This is a genomic window from Mesorhizobium sp. M5C.F.Ca.IN.020.32.2.1 (genome assembly GCF_004023105.1).
Taxonomy (GTDB): domain Bacteria; phylum Pseudomonadota; class Alphaproteobacteria; order Rhizobiales; family Rhizobiaceae; genus Mesorhizobium; species Mesorhizobium wenxiniae.
The window spans coordinates 1-17,242 of the sequence record NZ_RZSX01000022.1 but is presented as its reverse complement, the minus strand read 5'-3'; the positions used below and the strand labels follow the sequence as shown (position 1 = coordinate 17,242).

Below are 17,242 nucleotides of genomic sequence, written 5' to 3'. Positions count from 1 at the left end.
GATCGTCGCCGGAGCTGGCGTCGAAAATCCGGAGGTCGTGCCGCGCCGGGTTGACGATGCGTACGCCTTTCGCGTGAGCGCCGCGCAGGAGTTCTATCAGCGTCGGCGACCGGCTGAGCTGATCTGTAAGATTGGCCTTGGTGACTTCCGGCATGCCGAGGTTCTGATGGAGCATGTCGTCGAGCAGGCTCGCCGCCTCCTGGCGGTTGGCCGCGATTTCGGCCTGCGTCAGCGGCTTGGCGAATGACCGGCCCAATGACCCATCTGCTGCAAAATCCTGCCCATTCCGCACCGGCTTTGGCGCCGGACTGCGGGGAGCGATCGGGCCCTCGCCAGCCGGCGGCAAGCCGTTTGCCGGCGGCGAATTGTGCAGCTCGAGCAGCCGGTTGAGATAGTGGGCCTGCGTGGGCGTCAGTTCGCCGCGGGCCTGCTGATCCAGCTGTTGCCGCAATGCTTTCCATGCTGGCTTGCCCATCCAGTCGGGCCGCCCGCCGGTGGTGGCGAGTTGGTCCGGATATGGCGCCACGCCCAAATCCGGGAACACATCCAACACGCGCTGACCAGCGAACTTTAAATCGCCGTGCGGCGATGCAGCAACCTCGGCGAGATAGGCGTGGAGATGCTGCAGGACGTCCGGCGTCAGCCGCCCATCCGAAATCTCCAGCGCGGAGAAAACCTTTTGCGCGCCTTCGGAGGATCCGGGGTGCGCGCGGGCGGTACGGGTATGCGGCACTAGGTCCTTCCTCACCGTGCCGAGTTCTACCGTCGTTACCGGCCATTGCCCAAAGTTCACGGCGAGACCGGCGCCGTGGTCCGTGCGATCCAGGCGGTTGAGCGGCCCGGCGCCCGTCTCGCGCGGAACGCCCTCGAAGGCAGGGCTACCGCGCCAGGGTTCCTTGCCGCCTCCGAAGGGCGGAATGACGTTGTAGTTCCGGTAGAGGAGACGATCCTCGAAACCGGGCACCTTGCCTTCGGAGCTATAGTGGCTGGCACCACCTCTCGCAGCTTCTTCCCAGAAGGAGGCTGCCCTTTGGCTCAGCGGGCCAGGCTCCCTGTGCGTATATCCCGGCCGGCCGCCTTCGCCACCGAGATAGAGCAGCGTGCGTTTGACGTAGGCCCCACTCACAGAGAAGCCAAAGATGGATATGGAAACGCCAGCGGCGTTTTCTTTCTGGAACGTGTTCTTCGACAGCATCGGCGCCGATGCGACCCACTGGGCGGAGGGAGCCGCCGCATCGTCATAAGCGAAATTCGGCCGGAATCCATTGGCGAAGAGTTTATGGCCTTTTGCGTCATTGGGGTGGACGGGAAGAAGAAAGCCAGTGCCGTCCGGACCGTTGTTCTTCAGGCTGAGTTCTCCATAGACCTGCCGGCTGGGCAGCGGCACCTTAATGCCGAGCATCGATCCGCCGAGGCCAACTGTATTGGTGGCCATATCGTTCAGAACGGGTCCACCCAAGACATTGGCTTCGTGTTCCTGCAGGAACCAGGAAACGGTCGCGCGGTCGGACCGCCAGACCCCTTGTGCATCCGTGAAGAATGTCGGGACGCGCCACGAACTCGCCTTGTCGACATCCAGCAACCGCTCCAGCAGGACAGGCACCTCGCTGTTGATTTCGGTCCCGGCCTTGGGCTTGCTTGGGGGCAGCGCGTTCTCCAAGGCGCGGGCGAGCGATTGGACCGCGGGGTCCGCGGACTTCTGCTGGTTGGCGGCGTAACCGCGCATCTCTCGCCAAAGATACGGTGTCCAGGTCTCGTGGCCGGACAGAACCTTCGCATTGTAGCGGCCTTCCGGCGAAAGCTTGCCGGCGGGTTTGAACGAGGACTCCGGCTGAAGCTTCGGACCGTAGACCCAAGTGCTGCCGCTGTCGGCCTCCAGGACTTGCATGAGCGCATCCTGCTGCGCGGCGGTCACGGCCTTCCCGGGCTTCGTGGCGCGCCCCTTGAAAAACGGCGAGGCGGCATTTGCCGCGGCGGCAAGGTTCGGATCGGTGGAGCCTGACGCAGCCTTGAGGTAATCGCCGACGATGCCACGGCCGGCGTCGGTCCAGCCGGCTTCTCCTGGCAGCGCCCCGGCGGTAAGGAACTGCTCGCCGCGCGGCAGCCTGCCGTCCGACGACAGGCCGAGTTGATCGATCACTTCTCCTGGCGACAGATGCGGCAGCTTGCCCTGAGCGCTGAACACCTGGAGGGTCGTCAAGCCGTTCATCGAAAGCTGGCCGACCGGCTTGGAGCCGGTGAACGGACTGTTCCGGTCGGCGTTGAGCATTTCGCCAAGCGCATGATGCTGAGCCTGCGTCATTGCCGTGCCGGACTGAGGCAAGCCCCTGCCCCCGAGTTGCACTCTGGTCATGGTCACCGCATCGCGGACGACAGGATCGCTGGAACCTTCGAGGGAATGGAGGTAGTCGCCGACGAGTTCCACCTGCTCGGGCATCCAGGTCGGCGCGGGCGTCGCCGCATGGTCGGGAAGCGCCGGCAAGGTCGCGGCCAGGGTCTCGCCGAGCGCCGAGCGATGGCTGACTTCCGGATTGTCGGCAGGATGGAACGTATGGACTTCCCGTGCCGGCGTGTTGACCCTGAGCTGGCCGTTCGGTGTGGTTATGGACCCGCGCTTGGCGCGTTCGACGGTCGGGCCGGAACTGAGGTAGCCGGCATCCGTCGCATGCTCGCCCGGCAGGACGGTGTCGCGGGTCATGCTCGCCTGTGGGCCGGCCACGATGACCTTGGCCGGCAGATATTCGCCGCCGGCCTCGACATAGATGTCCTGTCCGGCGGTGACGCCGTCCTGCGGAACCGGCCGGTGATAGATGCTGTCGACCAACTCGCCGAGCTTCGGATAGTCATAGCGGGGTTCAGTATTCAGGTAACGCGTGCCGATGCGCCGCAGGCCGGCTTTGACGGCATTGAACGTCTGGCCGAAGCTGTATGGGTTTGACGAGAAATTGTTGATGACCGGCGTGCCGTCGTGCCGAACCGGGCTGGGGTGTCCGGTATCCGTCACGGGCGGTGGCTGCGTGCGGACGTTCGGATCGGCTGTCCAGCGGCCGTCGGCGCCGAGATAACGCACCGGCAAGGAAGGGTCGAGCTCGACAGGAGCCGGCACCGGCTCCGGCGCGGCCGTGATCGCCTTGGGTTCGGGTATGGCGACAACCCTTTGCGCTTCCGGTAGGTTGAAATCGACGAGCATCTCGCCGGTATGGCGGTTGCCGAGAGTGTAGCGCATCAACGGGCGGGTGCCTTCCGCCCCGCGTGTTTCCGTTTCGGACTGGAGCAGGAGCTCGTCCGGGGTGGCCAGCACGGCCGGGTCGGAAGGGCGTGCGCCGTCGAGATAGCCCGTCTGCTGCGGATCCTTGCCGCTGGTGTAGACGTATTCCGCGGGATTGGGCCTCGGCATGCCGGTGAACGTCTTGGTCGCCGGGTCCCAGACGAGCCGGAAGCCGCTCTCGGCCGGGCGCGTCGTTCCGTCGCCGCGGACCGGCGGAACCACGATCGGATCGCCGTCGGCGGGGACGCGCACATTCTGCTCACGCGCTCCCTGGGCGTCTCGGTCGCTGGCATTCTCGGAATCGCCGCGCTCGCCCGGGGCGCTCGGCCCTTCATCGTGGACGTTGACAACCGTCCCCTCGACGACGGGGTGGCTGGGATCGTGGAAGACCAGTTTGTCGGTCGGGCGATAGACGCCGTCGGGGCCTTGCTCATGCACGACCATCGGCCGCGACGGCTGGACGTCGCCTGATGGATCATCCTTGCCACCCGTGGGTGGCGGCGGGTTCGGCCCATCGGACTCGCCGGCCGGCAGCGCGCGCTGACCGGGATTTCCGGCCTCCGCCCCGTTGCGCGAACCTTCTGGGGCACCGAAACCACGCTCCTGCTGGCCAGACGTTTCGCCGACCACGTCGCCATCGATGATGATCTCATCTGGATCCGGCACGACCTGTTCGCCGGTGGGCCTGTACACACCGTCAGGGCCCATCTCGTAGACGGCCCGCGGTTGCGGCCCCGAATCCGGTCCGCCAGGAAAACTGGCCGACGCATGAGTTCCGCTCCGTGTACCGCCCGTTCCAGGCATGTTGTACAACAGCGAGCGGCCGCCCAGGCCTGTGCCGACAGTGCCGACGCCTATGCCCACGACTGCGTTCGCGAGCTCGAGCAGGGACATCTCGCCGCCATGCGCCGCGAGATCTTCCACCGATTTGCCGAGCAACGGAACACCGGTAACCACGGCGCCGGCATCGAGGCGCCACGCAGCGGTGGTCAGCCTGTTGCCGCCTTGCATAAACTCCGAGACCTTACCGGCATAAGAGGCCTCCTTTACGTTCACCTGGAATCTGCCGATGCCCCAGCTGGCATCCTTCATGCGGGTCATCCCGAAGCCGCCCGCGAAAGCCTGGGATCCGGACAGGCTTGTCTTTGCCAAGCCGAATGTTCGCAGGGCACCCGCGCCCACGGGCAGGAATGCGGTTACGCCGGTCGCGACATTCCAGGCCGACTGGCTGTCGAAGTCGCCGCCCTGCAGGAGGTGATCACCCTCTTTGATCAGAGCCTTGCCGCCAAGGATTGAACCGGAGCCGATCGCGATGGGAATCGCCCATTGGCCGCCCGGCACGAACGAGACGATGGTGGAGACACCCGCGACGATGCCAAGGCCGATGTCGGTAGCCTTGTCCCAGAAATCCACCTTGCGCGCGTCGGCCACTTCCAATTCGTCGAGCGAAAAACCATCCTCGCCGAGCGACATGTCGCCGCCCTTGGCCATGACCAGATTGCCCTTTTCGCTGAAGATGCGGTTCTCGTGCTGGAATTCATCGAAGGTGCTGTAATATTTGCCAGAACTGTCGACATAGCCGATTTCGTCGCCGCCGCTCTTGATCGCGAACAAAGCCGTCGTCGATTCCTTCCCGCCGTCGAGGGAGAACACCGGCACGATCTTGACCTCGGCGTCGCTGCCGGCGCGGTCGGTGATTTCTTCGGTGACCTTTCGGACGTCTTCACTCGGCGCGTCGAGCCCGAGGGTCTGACCAACGGCAGTGCTGAGTTGGTCCGGCGTATATGTCTCGTATTCGCCGGTGTAGCCGGCCTCGTAGAGGTTCTCGAACTGGACCTGATATCCAGCCAGCGCCTGGTCCTTGTGTTCTTCAAGATACTCGTACTTGAGTTTCGCCTCGTGCTCGGCGGAACCGTATTCGAGAAGCTTGGGGTGGCTTGCGGAAAAAGCGTACCAGTCGCGCCCAGCCACCATCGCCGGCCGCACGTTTTCTTCCCAGTCCTCCAATTGATTCTTTTCGGTCTCCGCCTGGCCTCGATCGATTTCCGCGGCCGCGACTTCGGGGTGCACCCACAGCTTCTGGCCGTCCATCTCGATCTGGACAAACTTGCCGCTGTCGCCGATTGCGCCCGGCCCCTGCTCTTCGTACGCCGCGGCAACTTCCGGCGCGACCCACAGGTCGCGGCCGTTCACCGTGATCTTCACCGCCGTCTCGCCCGGCTTGAGCGTGCCAGCGGGCGCCTCTACGGTTCCCGGCCCGTAGTCGGTGATCGCCTGGTCGCGTGCCGTCGTTGCGTCGACGAGCGCCGTCTTCGCATCTCTCAGCCCGGCATCAAGCTGATCGACCTGCACGCCGACAATCTTCGACTTGGCCGCGTCCAGCGCCGATTGCGATCCCGTGCCGTTGGCTGTGCATACCGGCGCCGACGATATGTCCTGCGTCGAGGCCAGCATCTCCTGCCACTGCTTGTTCAGTGGATCGTTGCGGAAATCTTCCCTGATACCCTCGTCGTTGAGGTCGTATGTCAGGGCAGATTTATGTACGTTCGTGTCATCACCGTTCTCGTCGGTGAAGGTGTCGTTCTCATAGACAGTAACAACATAGAGCTGACCGTTCTCCTCTATTATGTCCTGCGATTTTATCTTGCCGGTAAACTCACCACGTCCATTGGTATACCCTTCCCAATCGAAATGGTGCGGGTTCCTTTCCTGCGCCTGCGCAAGCAGTTGCTGCTTGAGAGGCTCCATGGTTACGGCAAGATCCGCCGCCTCTGCCTGTGCAACCCCATACTCCTGATATGCCTCGGCCAGGGTCACCTGATTGGCCGCGGCCCCCTGGAGCGTTTGCAGACCCTCAAGCCGCTCTTCGATGGCCGTGTATTCGGGGCTTCCAGGTTTGGCATCGGTAAGCTTCAGCTCCAGCTCGGTCGAGCTGATCATTAGGTCGATCGTGGCCTTGTTGCCGTTGGCGGTGTGTAGCGAAAGGTTTGTAAAGAGCTCGGCGACCTCCGCGTGCGCGGCCTTTCCTTGCTGGTTGGTTTCCTCGGCGCTGGGACCATCCGGGCTGCGGACAGCCGTCTGGTTGGGATCGCTGAGCGTCGGCAGGTCTGCCTGTTTGTCGATCGCTTCGAGAAGTGACGTCTGGCCCTGCTCGTATTCGGCCCGGGCAGTGCTGGCGCCTTCGAGCGCGTTATTGGCGAGAGTCAACCGGTCTTGCGCATCCGCCAGCGTGCCCTTCGGCTCAGGCGGCCTCCAATCCAGTCCATATGGCGCCAACGCCTCGTCGAGCGTCGACTCGGCACCCTCCATGGCGTTCTTGAATTCAGGGTCCAGCGCATAAATATCGAGCTGTGCCGCGATCTGCTGGGACTTTGCTTGTGCCTCGCCGAGGTCCGCAACCGCCACGTTCTCGGCTGCGATCGCCTTGGCTACCTCCGGGTCAAACCATTTCCAGCTCCCGTCGACCAGCAACGGCACCCACTTCCCGCCTGAAGGAGCGGTGGGGGACGGTGGATCCCCGTATGGGCCAACCGACGCAGGACCACCGTCGAGAGTCGCGCCCGTTGCGTCCTGTCCCGGACCATATTGTTCCATTGCAGCGACCACGGCCTGCTGCTTTTCAAGCGCCTCCGTGGTCAGCTCTGGCGTCGCCCCGCCGAATATGCCGTCCAGCGTCGTCTTGACGACCAGATCCTCCTTCGCCTGCTCCGGATCACTGCCGTTCGGATTGATGGAAAGCAGCAGTTCGGCCAGCGCCTGTTGTGCCGTGCCGGCCGCGATATCCGTGACGGCGCCGGTCGTATCGTTGGTCAGCGTGATCTTGCCGTCTGGCGACGTGGTCAGCGTGTAGCCATTAAACGTCACATTGACGGTGGTCTTGGTGGCATCCTCGATCACTACCGTCTCTCCCGGATGAATAAGGTCGGGGTCGCGCGGAGAGGTGAACAGCTCCGGATTGCTTTCGGCGAGCTCTTCCAGGGTCACACCATGGGCTTCGGCGATATCGCTCAGGTTGTCACCGGGCTGGACCTCGTAATCGATCGGCTCGCCATCATTCAACGTCTCGACAATGGTCTCGGTGCGCCGGCCGTCCTTGTCGAAGGCGATCGTCGTCTCAGTATTGTTCTTGGGATCGACGATGGTGGTGGTCTGCTCGCCGGTCTCGGTGTTGCGCTCGGTGTGGCTGGTCCTGCCGTTGCCGTCGATCGAGTGGGTCGTCTCGGTATTTCCCTCCACAGTCGTCACCGAGGTCGAACCGTGCTGGTAGTCGTTGTTGTAGGTGACCGTGTTGCCGGTCTCCGGATCGGTGACGACGATCTGCAGGGTTTCGCCTGGGTCGCCGCCCTGCGTGACCTCGAGGCCTGCCGCGTTCAACTCGGCGATCACCTGTTCGGGCGTGAGATTGCTCGCCTCGGCGATTTCTTCGAAGCTCTTGCCTTCGGCAAGCTGTTCCTGGATCGACGCCGCGCCCGAGCCGTCGGCGGTCTGCGTCTGCGCCAGGATGGTTTCCTCGCCGCCCGGACCTGTGACCGTGGTTACCGGCAACGCAGGGCCGCCGGCGGGCGTCACCGTCTCCACGGTCGACCCATTCGGCAGGTTCTTGGTGACGGTGACGGCACCGTCACCGTTCGTTTCGGTGGTTGTGGTTATACGGGTTTGGGGATTCGTCGTGCGTTCGGTGACTGAGCCGTCGCCGAGATCGTCGACGAACTTGGTCGTGATCGCGCCTGTCGCCGCGTCGACACTGGTGGTTTCCTTGCGGCCGAGATCGTCACGGATCGGCGAGGAGGTCACCTGTCCGTTGGGACCCGTCACTTGGGTGTAATAGCCGCCGTGGTGATAGTCCTGGTTTTCGGTGATCGTCCGGCCGCTGCCGTCTTTGATCATCACCGTACGGGTGTCGCCGTTGGCATGTTCGGTCGCTGTCGCCGTCATCTTGCCGACATTCAGAGCCGCCACCACCTGCTCGGGGGATATGTTCCGCTCGTGGGCGATGTTGTCGATACTTTTGCCGCCCTCGATCGCATTGAGAATGTCATTCGCCGTGGCGACTTCCGGTGAAACACCGCCGGCGTCGGGCTCAGCACTGGCCAGCAGGAGGTTTGGCGTACCGCCGAAATTTTGCGTCGTGAAGAGCGCAGGCGCGGCGGTGGTGCCGCCGTTGCCGTTTGCCGCGGTGACTGAGGCAGGCAGCTCCGGTCCTGGCTGCGCCGCCGGGGGCGTCGGCTGTGCCGTCGTCAGTTCCGCATTGACCTGCGTCAGCCGCTGGCGAGCGTTCGCGGCCGCGTCGGCCTCGCCCATCTTGTTGGCGAGCCGGATTTCATTGTGCAATTTCGTGGCTTCGGCCTGCAGCCGCGTAATCTGCTCAGCATTGGCCTTTGGATCGACCCTGGGCGGCGGCGGGGGCTTGAGGGTGGTAATCGGGCGGATCATCAAACAACCTCCGGAGCCGGTCCAGTCGTGGTTCAGGCAATCTGCCTGTCGTCAACGCCCCCGCGTCCGACAGTCGAAGCCCCGGCCGCTTACCGGGGCGGCTTCCAATAAATGCCGAAAGCAGCGAGGTGCTCTTCCGACCGTTTTACTCGTTCTGCAGCATTCACTTCAGACTGCACAGCCGTCAGTGCCGCCAGAATTTCGACGGCAGCGAACGCCGGCGCCATGCTGCGAAAGAACGACTGCGAATTTGTCGTAACGATGATTGTTTCCCGCGCGATCCGGGCCAGCGGCGACACGCTGCTATCGGTGATTGCCACCACGCTGATACCCTGCCGAGCCGACTGGCGCGCCACGTCGATCGTCGTGCGTTCATAAGGAGACATGCCCACAGCAAGGAGGACGTCGTCCCGTCCCGCACCCTGCAAGGCATCCAGACCATGTCCGCCCATCTCGCCGACAAGCGTCACCTTGCGGTCACCGCCAGCTAGAAACGACATGATGTGAACGAAGTGGTTCGCGACCGGATAACCGGAGCGCGAGCCGAGACCGAACAGATTGCGCGAACGTGCAAGCAGCTCGGCGGCGGCGATGAATTGTGAGGCATTGCCGTATTCACCCAGACTTGCAATCTGGGCCGCGAGCGTGTCCGCAATGACCCCTGCGGTCGAATATCCCGGATCGCCATCCTGTTCGGCACCCCGTCGCCCCGGCTCACCGGCGACTGTGTCACGCAGCGCGCGCGCATAAAGGCTGCGCATATCCTCGTAGCCTTCAAGGCCAAGCCATCGCGCCAACCGCATCATCGTGCTGTGCGAAACGCCGGCATGATGGGCCTGCTCGCGCATCGACATCAATGCGACGTCCTTAGGATGATCCAGCACGAAACGCGCGGCGACCCGCAACTGCGGCGGCATATTCTCGAAGCGTTCGACCAACAGCTCCGCCAAAGGACCTTGTTCCATTCTAAAATACCCCATTCACCCCGATGGCAGGTTACTCCCCGAATGGCGGCAATGCAACAGTTGGAACTGAAGTGGTTCATATATTCCAAGTGGACTTTCATTTTCGATCACCCTGCCTTAAGCTGCTTTTGCAACCTGCCGGATCGCTTCGACGTGATTCCGGAGTTTGTAACTTGAACGGCCTTTCAAGGAGACAATGATGGCTGCTACCCCTCCCATTACGTCCGGCTCTGCCGGGTCGCCGGAACAGAACCTGGACAAGATGATCAAGCATCAGGAGCGCATGTTTAGCCTCGAGATCACAAAAGAGATCGCGAAATCCCAACATGACATGCTGATGAGCACCGCAAGGACGCTCGGCCAGTCGGCTGAAAAGGCCTAAGGCGGGGATTCTCGAACCCATGCGCCGCCGCAAGCACCGGCGGCGCACGTGCACGGCAAGAAATGCTTCGACGCCGTTGTCGGGCTGCGTCTGAATTGTCATCGGCGGGAGGTGAAGTGGCATGACCGCTAATTCTATCGGCAAATATTGGGATGCGGAGCCCGGGCGCCGGCTCCGATCGATTATCACCCACCCCCCAAGATCCGGACGTTGCATTGCGCTGAGCGTAACTCACGGATTTCACGCGGGCGCCCAACTCAGTCTGGTCGAGCCTCTGTATACTGTTGGCTCCAGCACGGAGTCCGACATTGTCCTCAGGGATGCCGGCATCGCGCCGGTCCACGCAATGTTGCGGCGCAAGGGCAGCCAAATTGAAATCGAAGCCGTCGGCGGCGACGTCACACTCGCCACGGGCGAGATCATCCATGAAGGCCAAGGCAGCCGCTGCAAGCTGCCGCTCACGATAAGTATCGGCGATGCCCATATCCGGCTGGTCAACCCAGAACGCCTGCCGAATCGCTGGTCCGTTTCTGATCGCCCCTTCCTGGTTGCAGGCAGCGTGCTCTTTGCCGTGTTCGCTGTTTCCGTCGCTGCGAATGGGTTCTCTTTCGCCAAGCCCGACATTGGCAAAAAGATAACCGCTCAAGACCGTGACCCGATCAGAGTGGCCTTTGCTGGCGAGGCCGGGCAAAGTGTCCTGAACGATTCATCGCCAACGCAAATACCCAGTGCTGCCGAAGCGGAAAGCCAACTCAGGCTGCGCCTCGATCAATCTGGCATCAGCACTTTGGCTGTTCAGCGATCACCTGGACGGCTCGTGGTCTCGGGTATGATCCCCAATGACAAGGATGGTGCCTGGACCGAAACGCAATCCTGGTTCGACCAGACGTTCGGCGCGCACATTCCCCTCGTCTCCAATGTTATGATCGGCAACGCCGAGCAGGCTCCGCACCTGAGGCTGCAGGCGATCTGGTATGGCGAGCGGCCCTACGTCATCGCCGCCGACGGCGCACGCTATCATGAAGGTGCATTCACGAATGACGGCTGGACCATCAAGCACATTGGCGAGACGGAACTTCTCCTGACCAAGGGCGGCGCCACGGTCGCGCTGAAATATCCGTGAACCGCCGGCTTGAAGGGCCGCGATTCGATACGGCAAGGATCGATACCGGCCGCGAAGTGCGGCAGGCGGAGGGTGCGCGCGGTCAGGCAATCAACCGGCGGCGGATGAACGGCGTCGACAAAGCCGCCAGCCGTGCTCAGGGGACGACATCGGCCGCTGGTACGGAAAAGCCGCAAAACGCGGAATTCCAGCCCTCTCGAGGCACGAATAGCGAATCGCTCGACGAGGCACTCATCAACTTCGTCATGCCGGGTATTCCCGAGCCAGCTATCCTGCGTCGCTCAGTACCTATTCTCCAGCATTTCGTAACGCATCTGGTTCCCGGCCTTGAGGGTGGCGAGCAACTCAAGACACTTGCCAGAACGCTGATGGAGGATGAAATCGAGCGTCATCGCGATCTGCTTGGCCGGATACAGGAAGGAATCGAACCTGACCGATCCGCGTGAAACAGTGCATCTGCTGCATGTCTTGGGCTATCTCTACGGGTGTCACGGGCAGGCAAAGCGGGGCGCGGCATACCTGCTTATCGCTGCACAGCTGTCGCCGGGAAATGCCGGCGTCCTGCGGACACTGGCGCATCTGCTCATACTCGATGGCGAAGCGGACAAAGCGCTTGCCACGATTGCCAGGCTGGAGACATTGGAGGGAATGGACCACCCGACGCTAGCGTTGCTGAAGAGCCGCGCGTTGCTTGTAGCCGGCCGCAAGGCCGAGGCGCACAATGCCTTGCGAAACTTCCTATCGCGTCGAGCCGCCGAATGACGGTGTCGGAGCGACTTCTGCACTTCCTTGCCAAGCTGTCACGCCGCAGCGATCTGGTCATTGCCGTCCTGATGCTCGTCGCGGTGGTGATGATGCTCATTCCATTGCCGACTTTCCTCGTCGACATTCTCATCACCGCCAATATCGCCGTCAGCGTGCTTATCCTGCTGGCTTCGTTTTACGTTTCTCATCCGCTCCAGTTCTCGTCGCTGCCATCGGTCATCCTCATCGCTACCTTGTTCCGGCTGGCGATCACGATCACGACCACGCGATTGATCCTGCTTCAGGCCGACGCAGGCGAGATCGTTTCCGCCTTCGGTACATTCGTCGTCGGCGGCAGTATTGCGGTGGGCCTCGTCATTTTCCTGATCATAACCGTTGCGCAGTTCATCGTGGTTGCGCGGGGTGCGGAACGCGTTGCCGAGGTTGCCGCGCGCTTTACCCTCGATGCGCTGCCAGGCAAGCAGATGAGCATCGATGCGGAGTTGCGCAACGGAGACATCGATCAGGCGGAGGCACGCCGGCTGCGCCAGCAGCTTGAGCGTGAGAGCCAGCTGTTCGGCGCGATGGACGGTGCCATGAAATTCGTCAAAGGCGACGTCATCGCCGGCATTCTCATCATTCTGGTCAACCTGATCGGTGGTTTCGCGATCGGAACGCTGCAGCACGATATGTCGCTAGGGGACGCCGCCGTGACCTACTCACTGCTCACGGTGGGTGACGGGCTGGTCGCGCAGATACCGGCACTGCTGGTCGCTGTGGCCGCCGGTACGATGGTGACGCGCGTCGGCAGCTCGGACGGCACGAGCGACCTTGGCCGGCAAATAACCAGCCAGCTACTACGGGACTCCCGTGCGCTCGCACTCGCCGCAGTGATCATGGTCGGCCTTGCCGTAGTGCCGGGCTTTCCGTCCATTGTGTTCCTGATCCTTGGCGCCTGCTTCGGCGCGGGCGCCTATGCAATCAATCGCCGCACCGCCCGGGAATCCGAGCTCAAAGAGATTGGCCAGATCGCCATGGCCGAACAACCGGGAAAACCGGCGTCGCTTTCATCAACGCCCGTCGGAACACTGCCTTCTTCATCCCGTATCGTCGTACGCTTCGGAACCGAACTCGGACGGTCGGTCCCGGAACCCGAATTCGCCACGCTCGCTGATGGCGTGCGCCGCGAGCTTTTCGGCGATCTCGGTGTCGACGTTCCGGCTATCGGCCTGCAGGTCGACGAGAAGCTTTCAGCGAGAAGCATGCGCGTCGATCTGGAGGGCGCACCCATCCTGGATACCGAAGTCCCCGCCGACCGCGTTCTTGTCGAAGCGGACCCAATGAATCTCGATCTGCTCGATGTGACTTACGAAAAAGGTTTTCCGATTGCCGGTCAGCGCAAATTCGTGTGGGTCGATGACCGCCAGATTTCTGCATTGAAGGAAGCCGGCTTTGTCTTCTCCACACCGGCGCAAACAGCGGCGAAGTGGACCGGAAATGCACTTCGGCTCTATGCCGGCCATTTCGTCGGGATCCAGGAGACGCGCAGGCTCCTGTCGGACATGGAGCCGGACTATGCGGATCTGGTCAGACAGGCGCAGGAGATCGTGCCGCTGCAGAAAATCGCGGAGGTGCTTCGGCGACTTGTCGGCGAAAACGTGCCGATCAGCAACCTGCGCCTGATCCTCGAAGCGCTGATCGAATGGGGACAACGCGAACAGGACGTCGTTCTGCTCACGGAATATATCCGCACGTCCTTGAAACGCCAGATCAGCTTCCGCTTCGCTGGTCGTAACAACATCATCGCAGCCTATGTTCTGCAGCGCTCGGCCGAGGATATCCTGCGAAACGCGGTGCAAAGCACATCGACCGGCACGTTCCTGAACCTTTCGGATGACGATGCACAGGCTTTGATCGCCGAAATCGACCGAGCCTTGTCGCAGAACGCCACCGATGTCTCACCGGTCGTCCTCGCGGCGATGGATGTTCGCCGTCATATGCGAAGCCTGCTCACGCACAATGCCATCGAACTTCCGGTTCTGTCCTTTCAGGAACTCGCACAAGAATTCAACGTCCAGCCACTGGCGACGATAACCGGCCGCTCGGGCATAGCACGCAATGTCTCTCAGTCGCTGCCAGCGGCTGAGGCCAAAGCCGGACAAGAGGCAGCCTCATGACGCCAGCCGGGCGGATTGGGACAGTTGGGGACTCTACATGCTCAAGAGGGGAACGGCATGACAATCCACGATACCGCAGCAGGCGTTCGATCCGCCACTTTCGCCGGGCGGACGGCTATGCGCTGGCTCGCTATCGCGACGGTTGGCGTCTTGCTGGCGTTGTTGTTCACACTTGCCGACACGATGGCACAAAACATATCGCCATTGCCGAGCAAGCCAACGGTCGACCTGCCGGTCGGGCAAGGACGCCTGCTGCGTTTCAATGAACCCGTCGAATCCGTCCTGATCGCGGACACCACGATCGCGGATCTTCAGGTCGTGTCGCCGGGGATGGTCTATGTCTTCGGCCTGAATCCCGGCCTGACCAACCTCATTGCAATCACAGCCGATGAGCGGGTCGAGGCAACGGCCCAGTTCCGCGTCACCCCCGATGTCACGCCTGCCAATGAAGCGAAATACGCAATGCAACCGAACTCGGCGACAAATCTCTCGATTTTCGGGACCCGCATCGTTGCGACCGGCGAAGCACGAGGCGTCGAGGAGGCAACGGATGTCGACAACATCGCCCGCACGTTCTCGCCGCCGGAACAGCCGCCGCTGAACAACATGACCGTGCAGGGGTCGCAGCAGGTCAACATCCGGGTCCGCTTCGCCGAAGTCTCACGCACTGAGCTGCAGTCGTACGGCGTCGATTGGTCTGTCGGATACAGGAGCGGCGGCTTCGAATTCAACATGTTCCAGGACAATGGTGTGCCCTCCGGCACCGGGAATTTCGGTTTGAACATGGACCAGACGCATGGCATCAACTTCGATATTCTCATCGAAGCGCTGCAACGCAACGGCATCGTCAAGATACTGGCCGAACCGAACCTGACGGCGATGACCGGTCAGACCGCAAGCTTTCTTGCCGGCGGCGAAATTCCGGTTCCGATTCCGCAAGGAACTGACGTCGTGACCGTTCAATACAAGCCCTTCGGCGTTTCCCTCGGGTTCACCCCTACGCTGATCGGCCGCAATCGTATTGCGCTCCATGTCCAGCCGGAAGTCAGTTCCTTGTCGGAAGCAGGCTCAGTAAGCGCCAATGGCTTCGCCATGCCGAGTTTCGTCGTGCGCAGGGCCGACACCACGGTCGAAGTGGCCAGCGGCCAGACCTTTGCGATCGCCGGTCTTTTCCAGCAGCGGACCTCGCGTAATCTGGAAAAGTTTCCGGTTCTCGGTGATGTGCCGGTCCTTGGCCCGCTTTTTCAGTCACAGCGTTTCCAGCGCGAAGAGACGGAACTGGTGATCCTGATCACGCCTTATCTGGTCGAGCCGGTGCGCGACAGCCTTGCCACGCCGCTCGATCGTCCGGCAGCCAAACGCCACAGCCGGAAGCGCGCCAATGACGCGGCGGCGATAGGCCTGATCATCAAGTAGCGGGGAATCGAACATGACATTTCGCATCGCTTTGTGCTCTGTTCCCGTGCTGCTTCTGGCCGGCTGCGTGAACAGCCCGCAACAGCCGCAGGAATATTCTCCCGGCTACAGCTATGTTTCGACCGACACCGGCGGCTCCGAGAAGGGCGTCGGCGGTTCCGTCCTTGCTCCCAATGCATGTCTGAACGAACCGGCCGATGACGACCGTTCTGCCGCTGCGACCGATCTGACGATCGTCTCCGGCGTCGGCTCGCACCTGCCGTCCGGCTGCGCCAACGCCTACAATCTTCAACGCATGGCCGAAAGCCAGCGTGACCTCGTCGAGGGTCGGCGCATGGGGGCGGCGGCGGCCGCGCCGACTGCAAATGCCGCCCGGCGCTACCTCAATGGCGAAGAGGCTCCCATGGGTGGAGCCAATAGCGGGCCGCTGACGCCGCAAACAACGCTCCCGGTCGAGTGAACCGATGCGGCCTTGCCCGCGTAGCACTACTTTGTCCGGTTGTTCGCGCGTCGAACTCGACCCAAATCGGCTTCGCGCTTTCCGGTCCTATGCGCTAGCCGAGGATAGAGCCAAGCGCTTTCGCCCTGGCCTGTGTGCTACCCTTCGACCGGATCGTTCTGGCACGAGCAAGCAAGGTATCCACCTCCTTGGTCGCCAGGCCAATCGGCGGCGAGGCCTTGACCTGATCGGCCTGGCCAAGAAGTCCGTAGACCACCACGACGTTGCGCTTGTGATGCAACTGCGCATTGGTTGCGGCGGAGATCTTCTGGACCAGCGGGAGTGCTGTGGTGGAATTGCCTTCGAGCGCTGCGGCCAGCGCCATGTTGCTCTCGACGTCGAGATCCCCCGGCGCGAGTTTCAACGCCTGAGCAAAAGTAGTCTGCGCCTCCGCCGTCTGACCCGCGAATGTCTGCGCCACGCCCAACCGATTGTAGGCGCTGCTAGTATTGACCAGCGGCGCTGCCTGCGCGAGCGCGCGCATGCCGGCATCGAGATCGCCCGTTTCTATCATCGCCGAGCCAAGCCCGAGCATAGCCCCCCCGTCATTGGGAGCTTTTGCGAGCGCGGCCTGATAGGCTCTGGCGGCCTCGGCGGGATAGCCCGCTCGCATATAGGCCTCGCCTGCCTTGACGAAGGCGCTCGGCTTGGCGTCCGGCATCGCTGCCGCGCGCTGATAGAGCGCGATTGCGGTGTCGCTGTCTCCCTGCGCATCTATATCGTCCGCAAGCTTGATCAGACGCTCCGATTGCGACGACGGGCCTTGCGCCTTTGCCTGCTCGACGTCGGTTTTGGTCGTCTGACAACCGGCCATCGCCAGCATGGCGACGACGGGCAAGAACACGACATGCAGCCGCATATCCACCTCTCCGTATTCAAGCCCGCCGCACCTTACACACGGCCTTGGCCGACTGGAACCACAACAGTGCGATAAGATTGCAACATGGCCGAAGAAGCTGAGGAAAAAACACTACCGGCGTCCGAAAAGAAACTTCGTGACGCCCGCCGGAAAGGCCAGGTTTCGCAGAGCCGCGACCTAGTCTCCGGCTTCACGCTTTTCGCAGCGCTTGGCTATCTTTATTTTGCCTGGCCGATGCTCATCGAGCACTTTTCGGAACTCGTGCAGACCGTGGCGGCCCCCGGCGATTCGTTCGGGGAAGTCAGCCTGCGGGCCATCCGCCATTCGTTGTCATTGCTGACGCTTGCCACATTACCGCTAGTCGGAATCGTTGTCG

11 protein-coding genes are annotated in these 17,242 nt (G+C 62.3%); 8 read left to right on the top strand and 3 right to left on the bottom strand.

The window, feature by feature from the left end; genetic code table 11:
• Together EOA86_RS02170 and EOA86_RS02165 are read right to left on the bottom strand one after the other, a co-directional pair.
• The coding region (locus EOA86_RS02170; protein WP_164891527.1) for a LysM domain-containing protein at positions 1-8,701 on the bottom strand (8,701 nt) is incomplete at its 3' end.
• Positions 8,702-8,790: 89 nt separating this feature from the next.
• Positions 8,791-9,666, bottom strand: a complete 876-nt coding sequence (locus EOA86_RS02165) for a MurR/RpiR family transcriptional regulator (protein ID WP_245497084.1) — start codon at positions 9,664-9,666, stop codon at positions 8,791-8,793.
• Positions 9,667-9,862: 196 nt separating this feature from the next.
• Between EOA86_RS02165 and EOA86_RS02160 the strand changes: the two genes are divergently transcribed.
• The 7 genes from EOA86_RS02160 to EOA86_RS02130 all read left to right on the top strand — a co-directional run bounded on the left by EOA86_RS02160 (position 9,863) and on the right by EOA86_RS02130 (position 15,968).
• Complete coding sequence (locus tag EOA86_RS02160) at positions 9,863-10,048, top strand: hypothetical protein (RefSeq protein ID WP_065006916.1); 186 nt, start codon at positions 9,863-9,865, stop codon at positions 10,046-10,048.
• Between the two features lie 121 nt (positions 10,049-10,169).
• The gene (locus tag EOA86_RS02155) at positions 10,170-11,171 is read left to right on the top strand and encodes an FHA domain-containing protein (RefSeq protein ID WP_128340571.1); all 1,002 of its coding nucleotides are present in this window, start codon (positions 10,170-10,172) and stop codon (positions 11,169-11,171) included.
• A gap of 104 nt (positions 11,172-11,275) precedes the next feature.
• Positions 11,276-11,617, top strand: a complete 342-nt coding sequence (locus tag EOA86_RS02150) for a hypothetical protein (RefSeq protein WP_245497083.1) — start codon at positions 11,276-11,278, stop codon at positions 11,615-11,617.
• A complete protein-coding gene (locus EOA86_RS02145; protein ID WP_245497082.1) occupies positions 11,574-11,933 on the top strand; it encodes a hypothetical protein in 360 nt (119 codons plus the stop codon). The genes EOA86_RS02150 and EOA86_RS02145 overlap by 44 nt, the downstream gene beginning before the upstream one ends.
• On the top strand, positions 11,930-14,092 hold the full coding sequence (gene sctV, locus EOA86_RS02140) for a type III secretion system export apparatus subunit SctV (protein ID WP_128340570.1): 2,163 nt from the start codon (positions 11,930-11,932) through the stop codon (positions 14,090-14,092). Before EOA86_RS02145 ends, sctV begins: the two co-directional genes overlap by 4 nt.
• A 57-nt stretch (positions 14,093-14,149) precedes the next feature.
• Positions 14,150-15,508, top strand: a complete 1,359-nt coding sequence (locus EOA86_RS02135; RefSeq protein WP_128340569.1) for a type II and III secretion system protein family protein — start codon at positions 14,150-14,152, stop codon at positions 15,506-15,508.
• Between the two features lie 13 nt (positions 15,509-15,521).
• On the top strand, positions 15,522-15,968 hold the full coding sequence (locus tag EOA86_RS02130) for a hypothetical protein (protein ID WP_127209214.1): 447 nt from the start codon (positions 15,522-15,524) through the stop codon (positions 15,966-15,968).
• A 94-nt stretch (positions 15,969-16,062) separates the two neighbouring features.
• Here EOA86_RS02130 and EOA86_RS02125 read toward each other — a convergent pair whose 3' ends face one another.
• Positions 16,063-16,866: a tetratricopeptide repeat protein gene (locus tag EOA86_RS02125; RefSeq protein WP_128340568.1), complete on the bottom strand. Its 804-nt coding sequence runs from the start codon at positions 16,864-16,866 to the stop codon at positions 16,063-16,065.
• 84 nt (positions 16,867-16,950) lie between these two features.
• On the opposite strand from EOA86_RS02125, the gene EOA86_RS02120 reads away from it, so the two are divergent.
• Positions 16,951-17,242, top strand: a 292-nt coding sequence (locus tag EOA86_RS02120) for an EscU/YscU/HrcU family type III secretion system export apparatus switch protein (RefSeq protein ID WP_164891526.1), incomplete at its 3' end; no start/stop codon positions are given.

Coding starts and splice junctions, on each gene's coding strand:
- EOA86_RS02165 (WP_245497084.1), bottom strand. CDS start 9,666: ATGGAACAAGGTCCTTTGGCGGAGCTGTTGGTCGAACGCTTCGAGAAT.
- EOA86_RS02160 (WP_065006916.1), top strand. CDS start 9,863: ATGATGGCTGCTACCCCTCCCATTACGTCCGGCTCTGCCGGGTCGCCG.
- EOA86_RS02155 (WP_128340571.1), top strand. CDS start 10,170: ATGACCGCTAATTCTATCGGCAAATATTGGGATGCGGAGCCCGGGCGC.
- EOA86_RS02150 (WP_245497083.1), top strand. CDS start 11,276: ATGAACGGCGTCGACAAAGCCGCCAGCCGTGCTCAGGGGACGACATCG.
- sctV (WP_128340570.1), top strand. CDS start 11,930: ATGACGGTGTCGGAGCGACTTCTGCACTTCCTTGCCAAGCTGTCACGC.
- EOA86_RS02135 (WP_128340569.1), top strand. CDS start 14,150: ATGACAATCCACGATACCGCAGCAGGCGTTCGATCCGCCACTTTCGCC.
- EOA86_RS02130 (WP_127209214.1), top strand. CDS start 15,522: ATGACATTTCGCATCGCTTTGTGCTCTGTTCCCGTGCTGCTTCTGGCC.
- EOA86_RS02125 (WP_128340568.1), bottom strand. CDS start 16,866: ATGCGGCTGCATGTCGTGTTCTTGCCCGTCGTCGCCATGCTGGCGATG.